This is a genomic window from Nocardia sp. NPDC050435, assembly GCF_040655395.1.
Classification (GTDB): domain Bacteria; phylum Actinomycetota; class Actinomycetes; order Mycobacteriales; family Mycobacteriaceae; genus Nocardia.
In genome coordinates this window covers 108,952-134,499 of record NZ_JBFAJW010000001.1, presented here as the reverse complement: position 1 = coordinate 134,499, position 25,548 = coordinate 108,952, and the positions used below count along the sequence as shown (strand labels likewise).

The following is a 25,548-nucleotide window of genomic DNA, read 5'->3' as shown; positions in this document are numbered from 1 at the left end:
ATGCACGACCCTCGATCACCCCGGCACGCCCGTGACGGCCAGGGTTCCACTCTTCCGCTCACCGCGGCCCAGCGCGCGATCGGACTATTGCAGCAGCTGGCGGGCACGACGCCGGTGTCCAACGCGCTCTATCTCGAGCTCGCCGGCGCCCTGGACACCGCGCTGCTGGCCGCGTCGTTCGCGCAGGCGCTCGACGAGTTCGAGGTCGGCCGCGTCCGCGTCGTCGAGGTGGACGGACAGCTCAGGCAGATCGTGGACGACACCGCCCACGGCGCGGTACGACTGCTGGATTTCACCACCGAGGCCGATCCCGTTGCGGCAGCGCACGATTGGATGCACGCGGACTACCGCGCACCCATCGCCCTGGCGACCGGCCCGGTGGTCGGGGGCGCGATCCTGCACGTCGCGGGCGGGCAGTGGTTCTGGTATCTGCGCGCCCATCACATCGCGATGGACGGCGTTGCCGCGCTGAACATCCTGACCCGCAGCGCACAGCTCTACACCGCCGCACAGGACGGCGCCGAGCCCGCGGCGCCGCGGATCCGGACGCTGAGCGAGATCGTCGCCGCCGACGAGCAGTACCGCGCCTCGCAGCGCTTCCACGACGACCGGATGTTCTGGTCGAAGTACGTGGCCGAGCTCCCCGCGCCGGTCACCCTGACCGACCGGGCCGCGCTCGCCGAGGAGCACCCGCTCGCGGTCGGCGCGCCGCTCTCCCCCGCGACCGACGCCGCGCTGCGCACCGCCGTCGCGACGCGGTCGAGCAGCCCGGCGGTGTTCGTTCTCGCCGCGTTCGGCCTCTACCTGGCCCGCATGACCGGCACCGACGACGTCGTGCTGAGCCTGCCGGTGTCGGCGCGGGTCACCGCGGCCATGGGCCGCTCCGGCGGGATGACCGCCAATATCGTGCCGTTCCGGGTCACCGTCACCCCCGGCGCCACGGTCGGCGACCTGCTCGAGCAGACGCGGCGCACGCTGCTGGATGTGCTGCGCGGGCAACGCTATCGGCACGAGGACATGCTGCAGGACTCGGAATCGAGCGCGGCCCGCACGCTGCCGCAGGCCGCCGGGCCAATGGTCGATCTGATGGTGCTCGAGACGAAGATCGCCCTCGGCGACATCACCGGCCGGCTGCGGGTCCTGACCCCCGGCCTGGTGCCCGATCTGTCGGTGAACGTCTATCCGGCCGTCGGCGGCGAGAGCACCCGGCTCGATGTCTTCGCCAATCCGAGCGTCTACACCGCCGAGCAGGTCGCCTCGCACCACCGCCGTTTCACGCGGTTCCTCGACACTTTCCTGCACTGCGTGATCGCCGATACCGAGACTGCCCTGCGCGCCGTGGAATTGCTCGAGCCCGGCGAGTATCAGCTGTTGCGCGAGCGCGGCGACGGCGGACCCGGGCCGGAACCGATCACGCTGCCCGACTTGCTGTTCCGGGCGGCGGCAGCCCATGCGGACCGGCCCGCGCTCGAGGACGGCGTGCGCACCTGGACCTACCGGGACCTCGACACCTGGTCGGATCGGTGTGCGCGAGCGCTGCGCGAGCGCGGGGCGGGCCCGGAAACTACGGTGGCGCTGGCGATTCCGCGCTCGGCCGCATGGGTGCGCGCCGTGTGGGCGGTCGCCAAGACCGGCGCGGCGTTCGTGACCGTCGATCTCACCCAGCCGGTCGAGCGCACCCGGTTCATCCTCTCCGACTGCGCTACCGCTCTCGTGCTGACCAGCGCCGAAACAGACGCTGCGGCAATCGGATTCCCCGTCTTCGACATCGACGACCTGGCGCCCACTGCCACCGAGCCGGTCGATCGCGGCACGGCGCGTCCGGGCAATACCGCCTACATCGTCTACACCTCGGGCTCGACGGGCACGCCGAAGGGCGTCGCCGTCACCCATGCGGGACTGTCCGGCGTCGCGGACACGCTCAGCCGCCGGTACGAGCTCGACAGCGACTCCCGGATGCTGGCGGTCGCCGCCCGCACCTTCGACGCCGCCCTGTTCGAGCTGCTGGCGGCGGTCTCGGCCGGGGCCGCGCTGATCGTCGCGCCCGGCGATGTCTTCGCCGGCGCGGCCCTGCAGGAGTTGCTGCGTGCCCAAGGTGTGACTCACGCATGTTTGACTCCGGCCGTCGCGGCGACCCTGGACGCGCGGCGCCTCGACGCACTGCGCGTGCTGATGGTCGCCGGCGAGGCGTGCCCGCCCGCGCTGGTGCGGCACTGGTCCGGAAGCGACATCCGGCTGGACAATCTGTACGGGCCGAGCGAGGCCACGATCTGGGTCACCGCCGCGCAACTGCGCCCCGGTGACGCGGTGTCGCTGGGCCACGCGATACCGGGCGTGCGGCTGCGCGTGCTGGACGCGTGGCTGCGGCCGGTCCCCGCCGGGGTGGCGGGCGAGCTGTACGTGACCGGCCCCGGGCTGGCCCGCGGCTATCTCGGTCGATCCGGCGCGACCGCGGCGGCGTTCGTGGCGGATCCGGACGGACCGGCGGGGACGCGGATGTACCGCACCGGCGACGTGGTGCGCCGCGAGACCGGCGGCCAGGCGCGCCTGCTCTTCGTCGGCCGCACCGATTCCCAGGTCAAGATTCGCGGCCAGCGCCTCGAGCTCGGCGAGATCGAGGCCGTGCTGACCGGCTTGGCCGAGGTACGGCAAGCGGTCGTCAGCGTCGTCGGCGAACCCGAGACGGCATGGGTGGCCGCCTATCTCACCGCGGCGCCGGGACACGCACTCGACACCGCCGCGGTCCGCCTGGCGCTGACCCGGCGGCTGCCGTCCTACATGGTCCCCGCGACCTTCACCGTGCTCGACGCCCTGCCCATGACCTCGACCGGCAAGCTGGATCGCCGGGCGCTGCCGGCGCCGCGGCGACCGGTCACGGACTTCCGCGCCGCGGCCTCCCCGTTCGAGGAGATCGTCGCCGCCGCGTTCGCGGAGGCACTGGGCGTCGACCACGTCGGCGCCGACGACGACTTCTTCGCCCGCGGCGGTCATTCCATCTCCGCGACGCGGGTGGCGGGCCGGCTGGCCGAGGTGACCGGCCGCGCGGTCGGCGTCCGCGACATCTTCGACGCGCCCACGGCCGCGGCGCTGGCCCGGGTGCTGACCGGCCGCGACATCGGTCCGGGCCAGCAGCGATCGGCGCTGTCGGCGCGTCCGCGACCGGCGCGAATCCCGTTGTCGTTCGCGCAGTCACGCATGTGGTTCGGCAATCGTTTCGATCCGCGATCGCCGACCTACAACATCCCGCTGGTCTTCCACCTGAACGGAACACTGGACACCGGCGCTCTGGAAACGGCGCTCTCCGCGCTGATCACGCGCCACGAGGTGTTGCGGACCCGCTATCCCGAACTGGACGGGGTGCCGCACCAGGAGGTGGTCGCGGACGCGACCTGCGCGCTCGCGGTTGCCGACGTGGATCCGGCGCGACTGCACGACGCGGTCGCCGAGCAGGTCCGGCGCGGTTTCGACCTGCGGGCCGACCTGCCGTTGCGGGCCGATGTCTTCCGGTGCGGGCCGATCGAGCACGTTCTGGTGCTGGTCGTCCATCACATCGCCGCGGACGGCCTGTCGATGGCGCCCCTGCTGCGCGATCTGTCGACCGCGTACGCCGCCTTCGCGGCGGGCCGCGCGCCGCAGTGGGACACGCTGCCGGTGCAGTACGCGGATTACGCCCTGTGGCAGCGCGACCTGCTGGATCCGGAGTCCGAGACCCACGCCGCTCTCGCGGCCCAATGTCGCTACTGGGAACGGGAATTGGCGGGTGCGCCGCAGCCGATCGCACTGCCCGCCGATCGGCCGCGCCCGGCGGTGCTGAGCCAGCGCGGCGACGTCGTCGAGTTCACCATCGACGCGCCGCTGCGCGAGGCGCTGTCCCGGCTCGCGCGCGAGCACCGGGTCAGCACCTCGATGGTGTTGCAGGCGGCGCTGACGGTCCTGCTCTCGCGGCTGGGCGCCGGACCCGACATCTCGATCGGCGGCCCGGTGGCCGGACGCGGCGAGCCGGCCCTGCGGGACCTGGTCGGCTTCTTCGTCAACACCTGGGTGCTGCGGGTCGACCTGTCCGGCAACCCGCGCTTCGAGCAGGTGCTCGACCAGGTCCGGGGCAAGGCCCTGACCGCCTACGAGAACCAGGACGCCCCGTTCGAGCGCCTGGTGGAGCTGATCAATCCGGCCCGCTCGACGGCCCACCACCCGTTGTTCCAGGTCTCGCTCGAGGTGCAGACCGGCGGTCTGCCCGCGCTCGAACTGCCGGACCTGGTCACGGAATTCCGCGCCTGCTCCACCGCGAGCGCCAAGAACGACCTGCATGTCGATCTGATCGAGACCCACGCCGACGCGGGGACGCCGCCGGTCCTGGCCGGCCGGATCGAATACGCCACCGACCTGTTCGACCGGGCCACGGTGACCGGCATCGCCGAGCGCTACCTGCGCGTGCTGAGCGCGGTCTGCGCCGACCCCTCGGAGACGATCGCCGATATCGACCTGCTGAACCGGACCGAACGCGAACAGCTGCTGGCACAGGGCAACTCGCGCGCCGGGCACCCGGCACCGACCACCATCGTGGCCGCGTTCCGCGAACGAGTCGCCGCGACACCGGATTCGGTGGCCCTGCGGTGCGGCGACGAGGCGCTGACCTACGCGGAACTGGCCACCCGGGTCGAGGATGCGGCGCGAGTGCTGGCGAGCCGGGGTGTCGGCCGCGGTGCGGTCGTGGCGGTCGCGGTGCCGCGGTCGGTCGAGCTGGTGACAGCCGTGCTGGCGGTGGTCACCGCCGGTGCCGCCTACCTGCCGATCGATCCCGGCTATCCGAGCAGCCGGATCGAATTCATCCTCACCGACGCGAATCCGGCCCTGGTGCTGACGACCCCGGCGATCGCGGCGGACCTGCCGCTGGGTGAGCGAGCGACGCTGGACGTCGCCGACCTCGCCACGACGACCGACATCGCCCTGCCGTCCCCGGCACCGGCCGACGCGGCCTACGTAATCTACACCTCCGGTTCGACCGGCCGCCCGAAAGGCGTTGTCGTCGAACACCGCGGCGTGGTGAACATGGCGGTGCACGGGTGGCCGGACGGTCCGGGCGAGCGGGTGCTGCTGCACTCGTCGATGGCGTTCGACGCCTCGGCCTACGAACTGTGGCCCGCCCTGCTGACCGGCGCCACGCTGGTCGTCGCCGCGCCGGGCCGATCGGATCTCGCGGAGCTGAGCCGGACCGTCGCGCGGCACGACGTGACAGCGCTGTATGTGACGACCCCGCTGTTCGAGATGCTGGCGGGTGCGGACCTGGCCCTCGATTCGATCCGGCGCGTGGTCACGGCCGGTGACGCGCTGCGACCGGTCGCGATCGCCCGGTTCCGTGACCGGTGGCCGGGCATCGAGGTCGTCAATGCCTACGGGCCGACCGAGAACACGGTGTGTGTGGCGACCTATGTGGTCCCCGCCGCGCCGGAGTGGATCGCCGGGGCGAGTGTCCCGATCGGCGGGCCCGTCGGGAATATGCGTGTGTTCGTGCTGGATTCGCGGTTGCGCCCGGTTCCGGCCGGGGTGCCGGGCGAATTGTATGTGGCCGGAGTGCAAGTCGCGCGCGGCTACCGGAACCGGCCGGGCCTGACCGCGGCCCGGTTCCCGGCCTGCCCGTTCGTCCCCGGTGCGCGCATGTACCGGACCGGCGACGTGGTGCGCTGGACGCGCGCCGGAGTGCTGGAATTCGTCACCCGCGCCGACGAACAGGTCAAGGTGCGCGGGTACCGGATCGAGCCCGGCGAGGTCGAAGCGGCGCTGACCGCGCATCCGCAGGTCGCGCAGTCGGTGGTGATCGCCCGCGAGATCGACTCGGCGGCAGCGGATTCCGTAGCCGAGAAGCGACTGGTCGGCTATGTCGTCCTGGACGGCGAGGCCGCGGGCGAGGAGATTCGGCGGTTCGTCGCGGCGCGACTGCCGGAGTACCTGGTTCCGTCGGCGATCGTCGTCCTGGACCGGCTGCCGCTGACCCCCAACGGGAAGGTGGATCGGCGGGCCCTGCCCGCGCCCGTCTTCGCCACCACCGGCGACCGCGCGGCAGCGACGCCGGCGGAGGCCGCGGTCGTCACCGTCTTCGCCGAGATACTCGGACTGGCCCGGGTCGGAGTCGACGACGATTTCTTCGCCCTCGGCGGGCACTCCCTGTCGGCGATGCGGGTGGCCGCGCGGGTGACCGCGCTGCTGGGCACCGAGGTGGGTGTGCGGGAGGTCTTCGAATCCCCCACGCCCGCGCGGCTGGCGCACGCGCTCACCGAGCGCGGCGTGCACCCGGCGCGACCGGAGCTGACCGTGCGCGCGCGACCGGACCGAATCCCGTTGTCGTTCGCGCAGTCCCGGCTGTGGTTCATCAACCGCTTCGAGCCGGACTCCCCCGCCTACAACATCCCGATGGTGTTGCGCCTGCGCGGTCCGCTGGACCAGGCGGCGCTGGCCGCGGCGCTGACGGACGTGGTGGCGCGGCACGAAAGCCTGCACACCGTGTTCCCCGACGACGACGGGGTGCCGTACCAGCGCATCCTGCCGATCGAGGAGGCCACGCCGACGATCGAGCGGATCGCGGCCGAGCCCGGTGCGGTCGAGACGGTCCTTGCGGGCCTCGTGCGCCGGGGGTTCGATGTCGCCGCGGAGCCGCCGCTGCGCGCGACGCTGCTGCGCAACGATGTCGACGACCACACGGTCGTGCTGGTGCTGCACCACATCGCCGCCGACGGCTGGTCGATCGCGCCGTTCGTGCGCGACCTCACCGCCGCCTACGGCGCGCGGGTGCGGGGCCGGGCGCCACAGTGGGCGCCGCTGCCGGTGCAGTACGCGGATTTCACGCTGTGGCAACGCGCGACGCTCGGCGCGGAGTCCGACCCGGACAGCGTGCTGGCGACCCAATTCCAGTACTGGGAAACCGAACTCGCGGACGCGCCGCAGCCGCTGACACTGCCGGTGGACCGACCGCGCCCGCCGATCGCGAGCCATCGCGGCGAGGTGATCGAGTTCGGGTTCGAGCCCGAGCTGTGCGCGGCGCTGTACCGGCTCGCGCACGAACGCCGGGTGAGCGTGTCGATGCTGCTGCAGTCGGCGCTCGCGGTATTGCTGTCGCGGGTCGGGGCGGGCGAGGACATCTGCCTCGGCGGCCCGGTCGCCGGGCGCGCCCAGGAGGCGACCCACGATCTGATCGGCTTCTTCGTCAACACCTGGGTGCTGCGCGTGGACCTGAGCGGCGACCCGCGCTTCGAGCAGGTGCTCGACCAGGTTCGCCGAAAAGCGCTGGCCGCCTACGAGAATCAGGACGCGCCGTTCGAGCGCCTGGTCGAACTGCTGCAACCTGCGCGCTCGCCCGCCTACCACTCGCTGTTCCAGGTGTCGTTCGCCCTGCAGAACAACCTGCTGCCCGAGTTGCGGCTGCCGGACCTGGCGGCCGAGATCGTCCCCGTGCTCACCGGGACCGCCAAGTTCGACCTGCACGTCGACGTAACCGAGCGGGCGAATCCCGCCGGTGGCGATCCGATGCTGTCCGGCCGCGTCGAATACGCCACCGATCTGTTCGATCGCGGCACCGTGGTCGATCTCGCCGCACGCTATCTGCGCCTGCTGGACGCCGTCACCACGGATCCGGCCCGGCCGCTGAGCCGGATGGACATTCTCGCCCCCGAGGAACGCGACCGGGTGCTGCGCGTCTGGAACGACACGGCGGCGCCGGTGCCGGACGCGCGCTCGCTCGCCCGCCAGTTCGCGCGGCAGGTCGAAGCCACCCCGGCGGCGACCGCCGTCGTGCACACCGAAGGCGAACTCACGTATCGGGAATTGGGCGCGCGGGTGGAGGTTCTCGCGCGCACGCTGGCCGCGCGCGGCGTCGGCCGGGGCTCGATCGTGGCCGTGGCGATGCCCCGGTCGGCCGACCTGGTGACCGCCGTGCTGGCCGTAGTCGTCGCCGGGGCCGCATACCTGCCGATCGACCCCGAATATCCCTCCAGCCGAATCGAATTCATTCTCGGCGACGCCGAACCGCTGCTCGTACTGACGACGGCTCCGCTCGCGGCGCGCTTGCCGCTGGCCGGGCGTGCCGTGCTGTGCCTGGATGCCCCCGACCGCGCGGAGGTGCCCGCGGGCGTCGAGTTCCCCGTGTTGTCCCCGGCCGACGCCGCGTACCTGATCTACACCTCCGGCTCGACCGGACGCCCGAAAGGCGTGGTGGTCGAACACGGGGGCGTACGCACCATGGCGGCGCACGGCTGGCCGGGCGGACCCGGCCGGCGGGTGCTGCTGCATTCGTCGATGGCGTTCGACGCCTCGGCCTACGAGTTGTGGCCCGCGCTGCTGGCCGGGTCGGCGCTCGTCCTCGCCCCGCCCGACCGGCTCGATCTCGGCGCGCTGCTGAGCACCGTGCGCCGCCACGACGTGACGACGATCTTCGCGGCGACCGCGCTGTTCGAGGTGCTCGCGACCGCCGGTCCGGAGCTGACCGCCGCGCCGCTGCGTCAGGTCGTCACCGGCGGCGACGCCTTGAGTTCGGCCGCGGTGACCCGATTCCGGGAGCGCTGGCCCGGTGTCGACATCGCCAACGCCTACGGGCCGACCGAGAACACGGTGTGCGTGAGCACCCATCGAATCCTCGCCGCTCAGCCGTGGTCCGACGCGGCGCGGGTGCCGATCGGCACCCCGGTGGCGAATGTGCGGGTGTTCATCCTGGACGGGCGGCTGCGGCCGGTGCCGGTGGGTGTGGCGGGCGAATTGTATGTCGCCGGAGCGCAATTGGCGCGCGGCTACGCGGGCCGCCACGGGCTGACCGCGACCCGCTTCGTGGCGTGCCCCTTCGGGACGGCCGAGCGGATGTACCGGACCGGGGACGTGGTGCGCTGGACCCGCGACGGCGTGCTCGAGTTCGCGGGCCGCGCCGACGACCAGGTGAAGGTGCGCGGATACCGGATCGAGCCCGGCGAGGTCGAGGCCGCGCTGATGGCGCATCCGGCGGTCGCGCGCGCGGTGGTCGTCGCGCGCGCCCTGTCCGGGGACAGCGCGGAGGTGCTCGACAAGCAACTGGTCGCCTATCTCGTGCGCGATCACGACACCACGGTCGGCGACGACAGCGACCGGGCGGCCGATCTGATCGAGCACTGGCGCCAGGTCTACGACAACCTGTACGGCGGCAAGGAGAGCTACCTCGGCAACGGACGCGAGTTCGCCGAACCGCTGGCCCTGGACGCCGACTTCGGCGGCTGGAACAGCAGCTACACCGGCGAGCCGATCCCGGTCGGCCAGATGCGGGAGTGGCGCGACGCGGTCGTCGACCGGGTGCTGGCCCTGCGGCCGGAACGCGTGCTCGAGATCGGCGTCGGTTCGGGTCTGCTCATGTCGCGGCTGGCGCCGGAGTGCGCCGAGTACTGGTGCACCGACTTCTCGGCGGCCACCATCGCCAATCTGGAATCGCGCCTGCGCGAATCGGGGGTCGGGTGGGCGGACCGGGTGCGGCTGCGCGTGCAGTCCGCCGACGACGTCTCCGAACTGCCGGGCGGCCGCTTCGACGTGGTGGTGCTGAACTCGGTGGCGCAGTACTTCCCGAGCGCCGCCTACCTCGTCGACGTGATCGACAAGGCGCTGGGCCTGCTCGCGCCCGGCGGCGCGCTGTTCCTCGGCGATATCCGTAACCTGACGCTGCTGCGCGCCTTCGCGACCGGCACCCAGCTGGCCGGCGGCGGCGCGCACGACACGGTCGGCGCGGTGCGCGAGCGGGCCCGGCGCACGCTGGCGGCCGAACAGGAACTGCTGGTCGCGCCCGAGTTCTTCCTGGCTCTGCGGGATCGGATCTCCGGCCTCGCGGCGGTGGACATCGAATTGAAGTACGCGCCGGTCGACAACGAGCTGACGCGCTATCGCTACGACGTGGTGCTGCGCAAGAGCCCGGCGCGGGTCCGGTCGGTGGCCGAGCTGCCGCGGCGGCCCTGGGCCGAGTTCGGCGATCTGCGCGAACTCCACGCCCGGCTGGCCGCCGAGCGACCCGAGAGCCTGCGCATCAACGGAATACCGCAGGCCGGAACGGTCGCCGACGTCACGGCCGCGCACGTCCTGGACGACGCGGCCGAGGACACCCGCATCACCGAGCTGGACCTGAGCGTGCCCGCCCCGGCGGTGCTGCCACACGAGATCCGCTCGCTCGGTGCGATTTCGGGCTACACGGTGGCGGTGACCTGGTCACCGGCGCCGGGTGCCATGGACGCGGTCCTGGTCCGGGACGCGGACGCGCACACCACGTTCGACGGTCTCGCCCAGGCCGCCGGGCCGCTGGACGCGCTCGGCGCGTATGTGAACGATCCCGGCATCGGCGATCTGGTGACCGAGATCCGCCGGTTCGCGGCGGATCGGTTGCCGGAGTTCATGATCCCCGCGGCGATCGTCGTGCTCGACGAGCTGCCGCTGCTGCCCAGCGGCAAGGTGGACCGTCGTGCGCTGCCCGCCCCGCGGTTGCGCGGCTCGGTCTCCCGCGCACCGTCGACGCCGGTGGAGGAGACCGTCGTCGCGATCTTCGCGGAGGTGCTCGGAACCGATCTGGTCGGGGTCGAGGACGATTTCTTCGCGCTCGGCGGGCATTCGCTGTCCGCGACCCGGGTGGCGTCACGGGTCGCGACGGCCACCGGCGTGTCGGTGGAGGTGCGCGACGTGTTCGACGCGCCCACCGCCGCGCGGCTGGCCGCCGTGGTGGCCGGGCGTTCGGGCGTCGCGCCGCCACCCGGCGTGGCCCTGGCCCCCCGCGACCGGTCACAGGGAATACCCTTGTCGTTCGCGCAGTCCCGCATGTGGTTCATCAACCGTTTCGAGCCGGACTCCCCCGCCTACAACATCGCGGTGGTGCTGCGCCTGCGCGGGCCGCTGGACGCGGCGGCGCTGTCGGCGGCCCTGGGCGACGTCACGGCACGGCACGAGAGCTTGCGCACGGTGTTCCCGGAGTCGAAAGGCGTTCCGAGCCAACATATTCTGCCCGTCGAGGACCTGGCGTCGGTGGCGTGCGAGGCGGTCGAGCCGAGCGAGCTCACCCGGCGGGTGCGCAATTTCGTGCGGCAGGGCTTCGACATCGCCACGCGACCGCCGTGGCGCGTGACGCTGCTGCGCGGCGGGCCCGAGGAACACCTGCTGGTCGTGGTGCTGCATCACCTCGTCGCCGACGGCTGGTCGGTCGCGCCGCTGATGCGCGATCTGTCCGCGGCCTACACCGCGCGTGCGGCGGGGCAAGCGCCCCGGTGGACGCCGCTGCCCGTGCAGTACGCCGACTACACCCTCTGGCAACGCGAGACGCTCGGCGCGCAGACCGATCCGGACAGCGTCGCCGCCCGTCAACTCGCTTACTGGACAACACAATTGGCGGAGCTGCCGGACCGGCTGGAGTTGCCCGCCGACCGGCCGCGGCCGGTGGTGGCGTCCCAGCGCGGTGACAGCTACACCTTCACCCTCGACGCCGCGACGGCCGCCGGGCTCGGCGCGGTGGCGCGCACCCGGCGGGTGACGGTGTTCATGGTGGTGCATGCCGCGCTGACCGTGCTGCTGTCGCGCTTGTCGGGCAGCACCGACATCGCCGTGGGCACCCCGATCGCGGGACGCGGCGCGGCAGCGCTCGACGACCTGGTCGGCATGTTCGTCAACACGCTCGTCCTGCGCTCCCGCGTCGAGCCGGCCGAGTCCTTCACCGACCTGCTCGAGCGGTGCCGCCAGGTGGATCTGGCCGCGTTCGCGCACGCCGACCTCCCGTTCGAGCGCGTCGTCGAGGCCCTCGATCCACCCCGCAGCCAGGCGCATCATCCGTTGTTCCAGGTGCTGCTGGCCTTCCAGAACCTCGACCTGGACCCGGCCCTGGTGCGGTTGCCGGGACTCACCGTCGAGCCGCTCGAGAGTCTCGACATCGGGGTCGAACGCTTCGACCTCACGGTCACCGTCGCCGACATTCCCGACATCCCGGCCGACGGAGTCCCGATCACCCTCGGTTTCGCGCTGGACCTGTTCGACCGGTCGACCATCGTGGCCTTCGCCGAGCGTTTCCAGCGCACACTGGCCGCGGTGGCGGCCGATCCCGGCATCGGCCTGCGCGAGCTGGATCTGCTCACCGCCGACGAGCGAATCGCGCTGCGCCGCTGGGCCGCTGGCGAGGCGAGCCCGGCGGCGAGTCTGCTGCCCGAGATCCTCGCGCGCGCCGCGGCGGCGTTCCCGGCGCGGACCGCGCTCGTCCACGCGGGACAGGAGTGGACCTACCGGGAGCTCGACGAGTGGTCGAATCGATGCGCGCGGGCGCTGATCGATCGGGGCGCCCGCCCGGAAACGGTGGTGGCGCTCGCGATTCCGCGCTCGGCGGCCTGGGTTCGCGCGGTGTGGGCGGTCGCCAAGACCGGGGCCGCGTTCGTCTCGCTCGATCCGGCGCAACCGGAGCAGCGCAATCGCGGCGTTCTCGCCGACTGCGCGGCGACCTTGCTGATGGCCGCGCCCGGCGCGGTGGCGGCGCCCGGCATCACCCGGTTCGATCCGGACGAGTTCGACCCGGCCCCCTGGAGCGCCGATCCGATCGGCGACGGTGACCGGCTCGGCGCGATCCGGCCCGGCAACACCGCCTACGTCGTCTACACCTCGGGCTCGACCGGTATGCCCAAGGGCGTCACGGTCACCCACGCCGGACTCGCCGCGGTCACCGCGGCACAGCACCGCGACCTCCGGCTCGAGGCCGGGGCGCGGGTATTGGCCGTCGCCGCACGCACTTTCGACGCGGCGATCTTCGAACTGCTGCTCGCGACTCCGGTGGGGGCGGCGCTGATCGTCGCGCCCGAGGCCGTCTTCGGCGGAGCGCCGTTGACGGAGCTGATGCGCGCCGAAGGTGTGACTCATGCATGTTTGACTCCGGCGGTCGCGGCGACGCTCGACGCCGGGCGGCTCGAGGATGTGCGCGTGCTGATGCTGGCGGGCGAAGCGTGCCCGCCCGCGCTGGTGCGGAACTGGTCCGGCACCGATGCCGCCGGGGTCCGGACCGTGCACAATCTCTACGGTCCCAGCGAGGCCACGATCTGGGTGACCGGTGCGCGATCGCAGGCCGGCGCGCCGGTATCGATCGGCGGCCCGATTCCCGGTGTCCGCGCGGTGGTGCTGGACACCTGCCTGAACCTGGTGCCGCCCGGGGTGATCGGCGAACTCTACGTCGCCGGACCCGGTGTGGCCCGCGGCTATCTCGGGCGGCCCGGCACGACGGCGGCGGCGTTCGTCGCCGACCCGTTCGGGCCCAGCGGATCCCGCCTGTACCGCACCGGCGACCTGGTGCGCCGCCGCCCCGACGACGGCGCGCTGCTGGTGCTCGGACGCGCCGACTTCCAGATCAAGATCCGCGGCCAGCGCCTGGAACTCGGCGAGATCGAAGCCGTCCTCACCGAGCTTCCCGAGGTGGAGCGGGCCGTGGTCACCCCGGTGCCGCACGGCACGAGCGTGCGTCTGGCCGCGTATCTCACCCCGGCCCCTGGCCACCGGCCCGATCCGGTCGGCCTCCGGGCGGCCGCGGCCCAGCGCCTGCCGTCCTACATGGTTCCCGACACCTGCGTGATCCTCGACGAACTGCCGATGACCGCGACCGGAAAGGTGGACCTGCGCGCGCTGCCGGAACCCGAGTGGGCGACCACGACCTACCGGGCGCCCGCCACCCCCGCCGAGGAGATCGTGGCCGCGGTGTTCGCGCAGGTACTCGGCCGCGACCAGGTGGGTGCCGACGACGACTTCTTCGCCCTGGGCGGCGACAGCATCGTGTCGATCCAGCTGGTCGCCCGGGCCCAGGAACGCGGCGTGGTGTTCACACCGCGCCAGGTCTTCGAGGCGCGCACGGTCGCCGCGCTGGCGCGGGTGGCCGAATCGGTCGCGCCCGCACCGGTCCTGGCGGAGCTGCCCGGCGGCGGCGTCGGGCCGCTGCCGTTGACCCCGATCGTCCGGTGGATGGCCGAGCACGGCGATTTCGGCCGATGGAATCAGACCCTGGTCCTCACCGCTCCGGCCGGAATGGACCGGGCGGCGCTGACAACGCTTATGGGCGCGCTGATCGACCGGCACGACATGCTGCGGGCGCGGCTGTGGCACGACGGCCAGGACTGGCGGCTGGAAACCCGCCCGCGCGGGTCCGTCGACGTCGCGGCACTGGTGCACACCGTGGACAGTGACGGCCGGGACCGCGCTTCCGTGGCCGCCACGGCGGTCGACGCGGCGCTGAGCCGCCTGAATCCGGCCGACGGCGTTGTCTTGCAAGCACTCTGGTTCCCGCCGTCGGACACCTCGATCCCGGGTCAGCTGATACTGCTCGCCCACCATCTCGTGGTTGACGGCGTCTCGTGGCGCATCCTGCTGCCCGACCTGCTGACGGCGTGGCAGGTGCATCGCACGGGGGCTCCGGTGTCCCTGCCGCCCGTGGGCACCTCGATGCGGCGCTGGGCGCACGGCTTGGCCGACGCGGCGCTGACACCGGCGCGGATGGCGGAGTTGCCACTGTGGCAACGCATAGTCGACGGACCGGACCCGGCTCTCGGGTCCCGGACGTCGGTGGGCACGAAACATACACGGCGCGTGCGGGTTTCACCGGAAATCACCGAGGCGCTGCTGACCCGGGTGCCCGCGGCCGTCCACGGTGACGTCCAAGACGCGCTGGTGGCCGCACTTGCCCTGGCGCTCGTGCGCTGGCGAGCCGGACGAGGCGTGCTGGAATCCTCGGCACTGATCCGGCTGGAAGGCCACGGCCGCGAGGAACAGGCGCTCCCGGGCGCGAACCTGACCGCCACCGCCGGATGGTTCACGACGGTGTACCCGGTCCGGATCGAGCTGGCCGGAATCGATCTCGCGGACGCCTTCGCCGGCGGCCCGGCGATCGAGACGGCGGTCAAGCACACCAAGGAGCACCTGCGCGCGATTCCGGACCACGGCCTCGGCTACGGGCTGCTGCGCTACCTCAACCCGGAGACGGCGCGGTCGCTGCCCGCCGACCTGCCCGCGCAGGTCGCGTTCAACTATCTGGGTCAACTGTCCGGCGGCGCGAGCGGCTCCGATTTCGCCGTCACCGACGAACTCGGCGCTCCGCTGGCCGACGCCGATCTGCACGCCATGGCGACGGCGGCCGTCGACATCACGGCGGCCGTCACCGACGGCCGTCTGTCCGCCACCTTCGTCTACCGCGACGACGTGCTCGACGGGCCGGAGGTCGAGGAGCTGGCCCGGCTGTGGGCCGACGCGCTGCACGCCGTCGTCACGCGGCTGCGCCACCCGCGGTCCGGCGGGCACACACCGTCGGACTTCCCGCTGGTCCGGGCCGCGCAGTCCGACATCGCGCGCTGGGAGGCCCGTTACCCGGCGCTGAGCGAGGTCTGGCCGTTGTCGCCGTTGCAGTCCGGCCTGCTGTTCCACGCCCGGCTCGCCGGGCCGGGTACCGACGTCTACGCGGTGCAGCTCGCGATCACGCTGTCCGGAACGGTGGACGCCGCCCGCCTGCGTCACGCGACCGAGTCCCTGCCGCGGCGGTACCCGAATCTGGGCGTGGCGTTCGCCGCCACCGACGCCGGCGACGGCGTGCAGATCGTCACCGGCGAGGTCGTCGTGCCGTGGCGCGAGGTCGACCTGCGCGGGGAGCCGGATCCGGAGTCCGCGCTCGCGGCGGTGCTGGACCGGGACAAGACCGAACCGTTCGATCCGGAGCAGCCGCCGCTGCTGCGCGGCACGCTGATCGCGGTGTCCGACACCAGGTTCACCCTGGCGCTGTCCTACCACCACGTGCTCTTCGACGGGTGGTCGATGCCCGAGCTGCTGCGCACGCTGCTCGCGGTGTACGCGGATCCGGCGGTCGCGCTCGCTCCGGAGCCGGGCTATCGCGCCTACCTCGGCTGGCTCGCCCGGCAGGATCCCGCGGCGTCGCTGCGGGCGTGGCGGCACGCGCTGGCGGGAGCCGAGGCGACGCTGCTGGCTCCGCACCAGGACTCGTCGCAGCGAACCCGGTCCGTCGCCGTCGATCTCGACGGTGCGCTCTCCGACCGGCTCCTCGCCGCCGCGTCCGCCGCCGGGGTCACACCGAACACCGTGTTCCAGGTGGCGTGGGCGATCCTCACCGGCTACCTGGCCGGGCGCGCGGATGTCGTGTTCGGGACGACGGTGTCCGGGCGGCCCGCGCAACTGCCCGGCATCGAAACCGCGGTCGGGCTCTTCATCAATACGCTGCCGGTGCGGGTCCGGCTGCGCCCGGACGAGCCGGTGCCCGCGCTGCTGCGCCGGGTGCAGGCCGAACAGTCCGAACTGCTGGGGCATCATCAGCTCGGCCTGTCCGATATCCATGCCGCGGTGGATGTTCCGGCGCTGTTCGACACCGTGCTGGTCTTCGAGTCCTATCCCGTCGACGAGGCCGCGCTGGCCGCCCAGGCCGCCGCGATCGAGGACATGCGGGTCGAGGAGCTGCGGTCCGACGACGCCGCGCACTACCCACTGGCGTTGATCGTGATCAAGGGCGACCCGTTCCGGGCGCAGGTGCAGTACCGGCCCGGCGTTTTCACGCGCGAGTGGGCGCGCGAGTGCGCCGATCGGCTCACGCGCGTGCTGACGGCGATGACGGCCGCGGACCCGGTTCCGGCGGCCATGGATCTGCTCTCGCCCGTCGAGCGGGCCCGGCTCGCGCCGGTGCGTGGGCGCCCGGCGGAGCCGCCCCGGACGCTGGCGGAGTTGCTCGGCGCGGGCGCCGCCCTCGATCCGGTCGCCCCGGCCGTGGTGACGGACGCGCGGACAGTGAGTTTCGCTGAGCTGGACGGACATTCGAACCGGTTGGCGCGACTGCTGATCGGCCACGGGATCGGCCCGGGCGACGCCGTCGCGCTGGCGCTGCCGCGCGGCGTCGAGTTCCTGGCCGGACTGTGGGCGGTGACCAAGGCCGGTGCGGCCTTCGTGCCGATCGACCCGCGCCATCCGCTGGACCGGGTCACCGGCATGCTCGCCGATTCCGCTGTGCGCCTTACCCTCTCGATCGCCGAGACGGTGCGCACGGTCCCCGGAGCGGCCGCCGTGCTGCGGCTCGACGATCCGGAACTGCCCGCACGACTGGCGGAGTTCTCGGCAGCCGCAGTGACCGATGCCGATCGGATCCGCCCCCTGCGTCCCGGCCACGACGCCTACGTCGTCTACACCTCCGGATCGACGGGCACCCCGAAGGGTGTCGTGGTCGACCACCAGGGACTGGCGAACTTCACCGCCGAGCAGCGCGAGCGCTATCGCGTCGGGCCGGACTCGCGCATCCTGGCGGTGTCGGCCACGGGCTTCGACGCGGTGATGATGGAACTGCTCATGGCGCATCCGAACGGGGCCGCGCTGGTGGTCTCGCCGCCGGAGGTCTTCGGCGGCCCGGCCCTGACCGATCTGCTGCGGCGACAGCGGGTTTCGCACGCCTTCGTGACCACCAGCGTGCTGGCGACCATGTCGCCGGCCGGGCTGGACGCGCTGCGGGTGCTCGTCACCGGCGGCGAGCGGGTGCCCGCGGAGCTGGTGGCGGCCTGGGCCCCGGATCGGCAGCTCTACATCGCCTACGGGCCGACCGAGACGGTCATCGTCACCACGCTCGGCGAGCCGATGCGGCCCGACGCGCCGGTCACACTCGGCCGGCCGATCCGCGGCGTCGAGGCCGTCGTCCTGGACACGCTGTTGCGGCCGGTACCCGCCGGCGTGCCGGGTGAGCTGTATCTCGGCGGCATCCAGCAGGCCCTGGGTTACGCGAAGCGGCCCGGCACGACGGCTGCGGCGTTCGTCGCGAATCCGTTCGGCCGCACCGGCTCCCGGCTGTATCGCACCGGCGATCTGGTGTGCTGGAATGCGGAAGGTGAGCTGGAGTTCTTGGGCCGCAACGACTTCCAGGTGAAGGTGCGCGGACAGCGGGTCGAGCTGGGCGAGATCGAGGCGGTGCTCGCCGAGCAGACCGGGGTCCGCAGCGCCGTCGTGGTGCAGCACGCGCGGTCCCAGCGTCTGATCGGGTATCTCGTCGGCGCCGATCTCGACGCGGAACGGGTGCTGACCGCCGCGCGCCATCGCCTGCCGGCGCACATGGTGCCCGACGCCTGCCTGGTACTGCCGGAGTTGCCGTTGACGGTGAGCGGCAAGGTGGATCGCGCGGCGCTGCCGGAACCGCAGGCGCGCACACGGTCCTCGCGCGAGCCCTCGACCGCGGCCGAACGTCTGGTGGCGGCGGTGTTCGCCGAGGTGCTCGGGCTCGAGCGCGTCGGGGCGGACGACGACTTCTTCGCGCTGGGCGGGCATTCGCTCTCGGCGATGCGCGCGGGCGCGCGGCTGGCCGCCGCCACGGGGGTGCGGATCGGCGTGCGCGAGGTGTTCGAAGCGCCGACGCCCGCACTGCTGGCGCGGGCGCTGGCGGGCGGCGCGACGGCGACGCCTGCCCTGGTCGCCGGGCCACGACCGGACCGGGTGCCGTTGTCGTTCGCGCAGCTGCGCATGTGGTTCGTCAACCGGTTCCACGGAGCCGCGGCCTCGTACACCATTCCGCTGGTGCTGCGGCTGACCGGCGAACTCGACACCGGCGCGCTGCGCGCGGCGATCGGCGATGTGGTCGGCCGGCACGAAAGCCTGCGCACGCTCTTCCCCGACGAGGACGGGACGCCGTTCCAGCGGGTGCTGCCCGCGGAGCGCGCCGAGGTCCCGATCGAGGTGCGGTCGGTGGCACCGGCGCGATTCGACGCCGCCGTCGCCGCCTCGATCCGGGGCGGATTCGAGCTGGCGACCGAACTGCCCCTGCGAGTCACGCTGCTGGACAACGGATCCGGCGACCACGTCCTGACGCTGCTGATTCATCACATCGCCGCCGACGGCTGGTCGCTCGCGCCGCTCGCGCGCGACCTGTCGGCCGCGTACACGGCACGGCTCGCCGGCCGAGCCCCGGACTGGACGCCGTTGCCCGTGCACTACGCGGACTACGCGCTGTGGCAGCGGTCGCAACTGGGCGCGCACGACGATCCGGATTCGGCCGCGGCGCGTCAGCTCGCCTATTGGACAGCGCAGCTGGCCGAGTTGCCGGAGCGACTGGACCTGCCCGCCGACCGGCCGCGGCCGATGGTCGCCTCGCACGCCGGTGCCACCTACTCGTGCACTATCGACGGCCAATTGTTCGCCAGGACAGCGGAACTGGCCGCCGCGCACGGCGCGACCGTGTTCATGGTCGTCCACGCGGCGGTGGCGCTGCTGCTGTCGCGCCTGTCCGGGGCCACCGACATCGCCGTCGGGACGCCGATCGCGGGGCGCGGGGCGGCGGTCCTGGACGAGGTCGTCGGCATGTTCGTCAACACGCTGGTGTTGCGGACGCGGATCGAGGAGTGCGGATCGTTCGCGGATCTGCTCGAGCAGGTCCGGCAGGTCGATCTCGAGGCGTTCGCGCGATCCGACGTGCCGTTCGAGCGGGTGGTGGAGGCCATCGATCTGCCCCGCACCCAGGCGCATCACCCGCTGTTCCAGGTCCTGCTCGCTTTCCAGAATCTCGACCTCGATCCGGCGGCCGCGCGCCTGCCGGGGCTGCGGGTCACGCCGCTGGCCCTGGATACCGGCGTCGAACGATTCGATCTCTCGATCACCGTCGCCGATCTCCCCGACGCGGCGGGCGATTTCCCGGTCGTTCTCGGATACGCCACCGATCTGTTCGATCGGCCCACGATCGTGGAACTGGCGGGCCGTCTGGAGCGAATCCTGCGCGCCGTCGTGGCCGAACCCGGGGCCGGATTGCGCGTGCTGGAGCTCACCGATGCGGCGGAGCGAGAAGCGTTGCGGCAGTGCGGCGATGGCGGTCCGGCGCGGACACCGAGTTCGCTGGGCGACCTGTTCGACGAGGCGGCCGCGCGGTTCCCGGATCGGGTGGCGGTCACCGAGGGCACGCACCGCCTGACCTACGCCGAACTCGATCGCTGGTCGAATCGGTGCGCGCGGATGCTCATCGAACGGGGCGCGGGCCCGGAGACGGTGGTGGCGATCGCGCTGCCCCGGTCGGCGGCCTGGGTGCGGGCGGTCTGGGCGGTCGCGAAGACCGGCGCCGCGTTCGTCTCGCTGGATCCGGGCGCGCCGCGCGAACGAAATCTGTTCCTGCTGCGCGACGCGCACGTGAGCGTCGTGCTCGCCGACACCAAGGACTGCGCGGACGCCGCCTCGGACGCGGCGGAGTGGCGTGATGCCGGTATCCCGGTCATCGACTCCGATCTGTTCGATCTCCTCCAGTACAGCGATGTCGCGGTGCTCGCGGAGGACCGACTCGGCCGCGCGCGGGCGAGCACCACCGCCTACGTCGTGTACACCTCGGGGACGACCGGCACACCCAAGGGTGTCGCCGTGACCAACGCCGGGCTGGCCACCGTGGCGCAGGACCAGCGCCGCCGGTTCGGCCTGGACGCCGATTCCCGCGTATTGATGGTCGCGGCACGGACTTTCGACGCGGCCGTGTTCGAGCTGCTGGCGGCCGTGTCGGCCGGGGCGGCGCTGGTCGTCGCGCCGGGCGAGGTCTTCGCCGGAGCGCCGCTGACGGCGTTGCTGCGCGCCGAAGGGGTCACCCACGCCTGTGTGACACCCGCCGTGGCGGCGACGCTGGACGCCGGACAGCTCGACGGTCTGCGCGTCGTGATGGTCGCCGGTGAGGCGTGCCCACCGGCGCTGGTGCGGCAATGGTCCGGCACCGACGCCGCCGGGGTGCGCGCGATGCACAACCTGTACGGGCCCAGCGAAGCGACGATCTGGGTCACCGCCGCCGCGCTGGGCGGGGACGAACCGGTGTCGCTGGGCGGGCCGATCCCCGGCGTCCGGCTGGCCGTGCTGGACGCGTGGCTGCGACCGGTGCCAGCGGGCGTGCTCGGCGAGTTGTACGCCGCCGGTCCCGGTGTGGCGCGCGGATATCTGGGCCGCCCGGGGTTGACGGCCGGATCGTTCGTCGCCGATCCCGGCGGGCCGGCCGGATCGCGGATGTACCGCACCGGCGACCTGGTGCGGTGGGCGCCCGCCGGCGACGGGTACCGGCTGATGTTCGCCGGGCGCGCCGACCGGCAGGTCAAGATCCGCGCCCAGCGCCTGGAACTCGGCGAAATCGAAGCCGCGCTGACCGAGCTGGCCGAGGTCGGCCGGGCGGTGGTCGTCGCACACGAGGACGGGGCAATTCGATTGGCCGCCTACATCACTCCGGCGCCGGGGCGGCTGCCCGATGCGGACACGGTCCGGCAGGCGCTCGCACGCCGGCTGCCCTCGTTCATGGTGCCCGACACGGTCACCCTGCTGGCGGAACTGCCGCTGACCGCGACCGGCAAGCTCGATCACCGCGCCCTGCCGGCCCCGGAGCTGGTCTCGGTGGTCTACCGGGCGCCGTCGACGCCGTTCGAGGAACTCGCGGTCTCGGCCTTCGCCGAGGTCTTGGCGGTGGACCGGGTCGGGGTCGACGACGACTTCTTCGCGCGGGGCGGGCATTCGCTGTCGGCGACGCGGGTGGCCGCCCGGATCGCCGCGGCGGCGGGCGCCGAGGTGGGCGTGCGCGAGGTGTTCGACGCGCCGACCGCGGCCCAGCTCGCGGGGCTGCTCGCCGCGCGCACGGCCGGCGGCGCGCCCGCGCACGCGAGGTTGACCGTCCGGGAGCGGCCCGAGTACCCGCCGCTGTCGTTCGCGCAGTGGCGAATGTGGTTCCTGCACCGGCTCGAACCGGATTCCCCGGCCTACCACATTCCGCTGGTGCTGCGCATGACCGGCGAACTGGATATCGCGGCGCTGACCTCGGCGCTCGGCGACGTGGTGGCGCGGCACGAGTCGCTGCGCACCATGTTCCCGGACCGGGACGGGAAGCCCTACCAGCGGATCGGGCCGATCGGCGCGGTCGACGTCGAGGTCGGCCGGGTCGATTCGGCGGATCTCGAGCAGGTGATCCGGCCGCTGGTGCGGCGCGGTTTCGATCTGGCGAACGAGCCGCCGCTGCGGGTCACCCTGCTGGGCACGGGTTCTCGCGAACACGTCCTCGTGCTGGTGCTGCATCACATCGCGGCCGACGGCTGGTCGCTGACGCCGCTGGCGCGCGATCTGTCGCTGGCCTACGCGGCGCGCCGGACCGGGACGGCGCCGGTGTGGGCCGCGCCGCTGCCGGTGCAGTACGCGGATTACGCGCTGTGGCAGGCGGAACTGCTGGGCGCCGAGTCCGATCCCGAGAGCATGTCCGCGCGGCAGGTCCGGTACTGGACCGACCAGCTGGCCGGGCTGCCCGACCGGCTGGAGTTGCCCGCCGATCGGGCGCGTCCCGCGGTGGCCTCGCACCGCGGCGACACGTATTCCTTCGCGCTGGAACCCGCGACGGCGGCCGGGCTGCACCGGCTCGCCCGGACCCGGCACGCGACGGTGTTCATGGTGGTGCACGCGGCGCTGGCGCTGGTGCTGGCCCGGGTCTCGGGCAGCGGCGATATCGCGGTGGGCACGCCGATCGCGGGCCGGGGCGCGGCGGCGCTGGACGGGCTGGTCGGCATGTTCGTCAACACCCTGGTGCTGCGGACCCGGGTCGAGGAGACCGGGTCGTTCGGCGATCTGCTCGAGCGGACCCGCCGGGTCGATCTGGAGGCGTTCGCCCACGCCGACATTCCGTTCGAGCGAGTGGTGGAAGCGATCGACCCGCCGCGCACCCAGGCCCATCATCCGCTGTTCCAGGTGATGCTGGCGTTCCAGAAGCTCGATTCCGCGCCCGCCACGGATCTGCTCGCCGGAATTACCTGCACGCCGATAGATCTCGGCATCGGTGTCGAACGCTTCGACCTGACCTTCACCGTGTCCGACGCCCCGGACGGCGCCTTGATGGTCGGCGTGAGCTACGCCCTCGACCTGTTCGACCGGTCGACGATCGTCGCATTGACCGGGCGGCTGCGGCGGGTGCTCGAGACCGCGGCGGCCGATCCCGCGATCGGCGTGCGGGAACTCGACGTGCTCGAACCGAATGAGCGAATGCTGTTGTCGCGCTGGGGTGACGGTGGTGCGGGGCCGGAGCGGGTCACGTTGACCGCGATGCTCGCCCGCGCCGCCGCGGAGCACGCGGACCGGGTCGCGGTGACCGATTCCGGTGGCGAGTGGACCTATCAGGAAATCGACGAGTGGTCCAACCGGTGCGCGCGACGGCTGATCGAGGCCGGCGTCGGCCCGGATTCCGTTGTCGCGATCTCGATTCCGCGCAGCGCGGCATGGGTGCGGGCGGTGTGGGCGGTGGCCAAGGCCGGTGGCGCGTTTGTCTCGGTCGATCCCGCGCATCCGGTCGAGCGCACTCGGTTCATCCTCGCCGACTGTGCGGCCGCGCTCGTGCTCGTCGATGGGACCGCCGCCGAGGCGGGTGCGATCCCCGTGCTCGACCTGGCTGCCGATCTCTCCGCCTACAGTCCCGCGCCGGTCGGCGACGACGACCGCGGCGGTGTGGTGCGCCCGGCGAACACCGCCTACGCCATCTACACCTCGGGATCGACCGGAACACCGAAGGGGGTGGCCGTCACCCACGCGGGATTGGCGGCCGTCGCCGCGGTCCAGCAGGCCCGCTGCCACCCGGATCCGCGGTCCCGCGTCCTGGCCGGGACCGCACGCACTTTCGACGCCGCGGTCATCGAGCTGCTGCTGGCGGTCACGGCCGGAGCCGCCCTGGTGGTCGCGCCGGACGACGTCTTCGCCGGGGAGCCGCTCGCCGAGTTGCTGCGTACCGAGCGCGTCACGCACGCGTTCCTGTCACCGGCGGTGGGGCTGTCGGTGGATCCGGCCGGGCTCGACGATCTGCGGGCCATCCTGGCCGGTGGCGAGGCGTGCCCGCCGGAGCTGGTGCGGCGCTGGACCGGCACGGACGCCGCCGGTGTGCGCAAGGTGCACAACGTGTACGGGCCGAGCGAGTGCACGATGTGGATCGCCGGCACGCCCCTGGAGCCCGGCCGCCCGGTGTCGCTGGGCGGTCCGATTCCGGACACTGTTCTGGCGGTGCTGGATTCGGCGCTGCGGCCGGTGCCGCCGGGCGCGGTCGGTGAGTTGTACGTGGCCGGTCCGAGTGTCGCGCGCGGCTACATCCATCGGCCGGGCGCCACCGCGGCCTCGTTCGTCGCCGACCCGTTCGGCCCGGCCGGTGCGCGGATGTATCGCACCGGCGATCTGGTGCGCTGGGCGGTCCGCGGCGACGAGGCGGTGCTGATGTTCGTGGGGCGCGCCGACTTCCAGGTGAAGGTCCGCGGTCAACGGGTCGAGCTCGGCGAAATCGAAACGGCGCTGACCGGATTGGACGAGGTGCGGCAAGCGGTGGTGACCGTCCACTCCCCCGGCACCGAGGCACGCCTGGCCGCCTACGTCACCCGCACGCCGGGCGGCACCGCGGACCCAGCGACCATCCGGCGGGCGCTGGCGGGCCGACTGCCCTCGTTCCTGGTCCCCGACACCGTCACCGTGCTGGAGGCGCTGCCGCTGACCGGGAACGGCAAGGTCGATCGGCGTGCGCTGCCTGCACCGGAGCGGGCGGGTGCGACCTACCGCGCGCCCGCGACACCGCTGGAGAACACGGTGGTCTCGGTGTTCGCGGAGGTGCTCGGTGTCGAGCGGGTGGGCGTCGACGACGACTTCTTCACCCTGGGCGGCACCTCGGTGGTCGCCATGCAGGTGATGTCGCAGCTGCGTGCCCGCACCGGGACCGCCGTGCCCTACCGGTTGCTGTTCGCCGATCCGACACCGGCGGCCCTGGCCCGGTACCTGGCGACACCGCAGGCCGAGGTCGGCGTCTCCCTCGGCGTCCTGACACCGCTGCGCTCGACCGGGCACAAGGCGCCGCTGTTCTGCGTCCATCCGGGTGGCGGTCTGGCCTGGGTCTACGGTGCGCTGGCCGGACACCTCGACCCCGATCGTCCCGTCTACGGCCTGCAGGATCCCTACATCGTCGAGAACGGCCCCCGCCTGGACTCGGTCGAGGCCTACGCCGAGCGCTACGTCGAGGAACTCCTGCGAGCGTTCCCCGACACGACCTACCACCTGCTCGGCTGGTCGCTGGGCGGAAAGATCGCGCACGCCATGGCGACCCGCCTGCGCGAGGCGGGTCACTCCGTCGGGCTGCTCGCACTGGTCGACGCCGGGATAGCCGAAAACATCACCGTGACACCGGATCCCGAGCGGGATCAGCGTGCGCTGACCGAGTTCCTGCACGGCTGGCGCGGCTTCCTCGGCATGACCGGCGATCAGCGGGTCGACGATCCGGCCGCACTGCTTCCGCTCATCGCGGACCGGCTCAGCAGCGCGGGGATCCTGACTCCGCAGCAGGTGGAACGCGTGACCGAGTGCTTCACCACCCCGGTGCCGCACACGCCGGGCTGCTTCACCGGCGACGCCACCCTGTTCGTCGCCACCCGCGAGTCGTATCGGGACCAGATCGCCGGCACCTGGCGCGGGCACATCACCGGGACCATCCACGAGGTCGCGATCGACGAATGGCACACCGGGATGCTGAATCCGACCGGAGCGGGCGCGATCGGCCCGATCCTGAACACGCTGCTGCGGGACCGCGATTAG

General features: G+C 72.7%; 1 protein-coding gene. It reads left to right on the top strand.

Annotation, left to right across the window (positions count from 1 at the left end; translation table 11 throughout):
* The gene (locus AB0I43_RS00585) at nucleotides 1–25,548 is read left to right on the top strand and encodes a non-ribosomal peptide synthase/polyketide synthase (RefSeq protein WP_356977460.1); all 25,548 of its coding nucleotides are present in this window, start codon (nucleotides 1–3) and stop codon (nucleotides 25,546–25,548) included.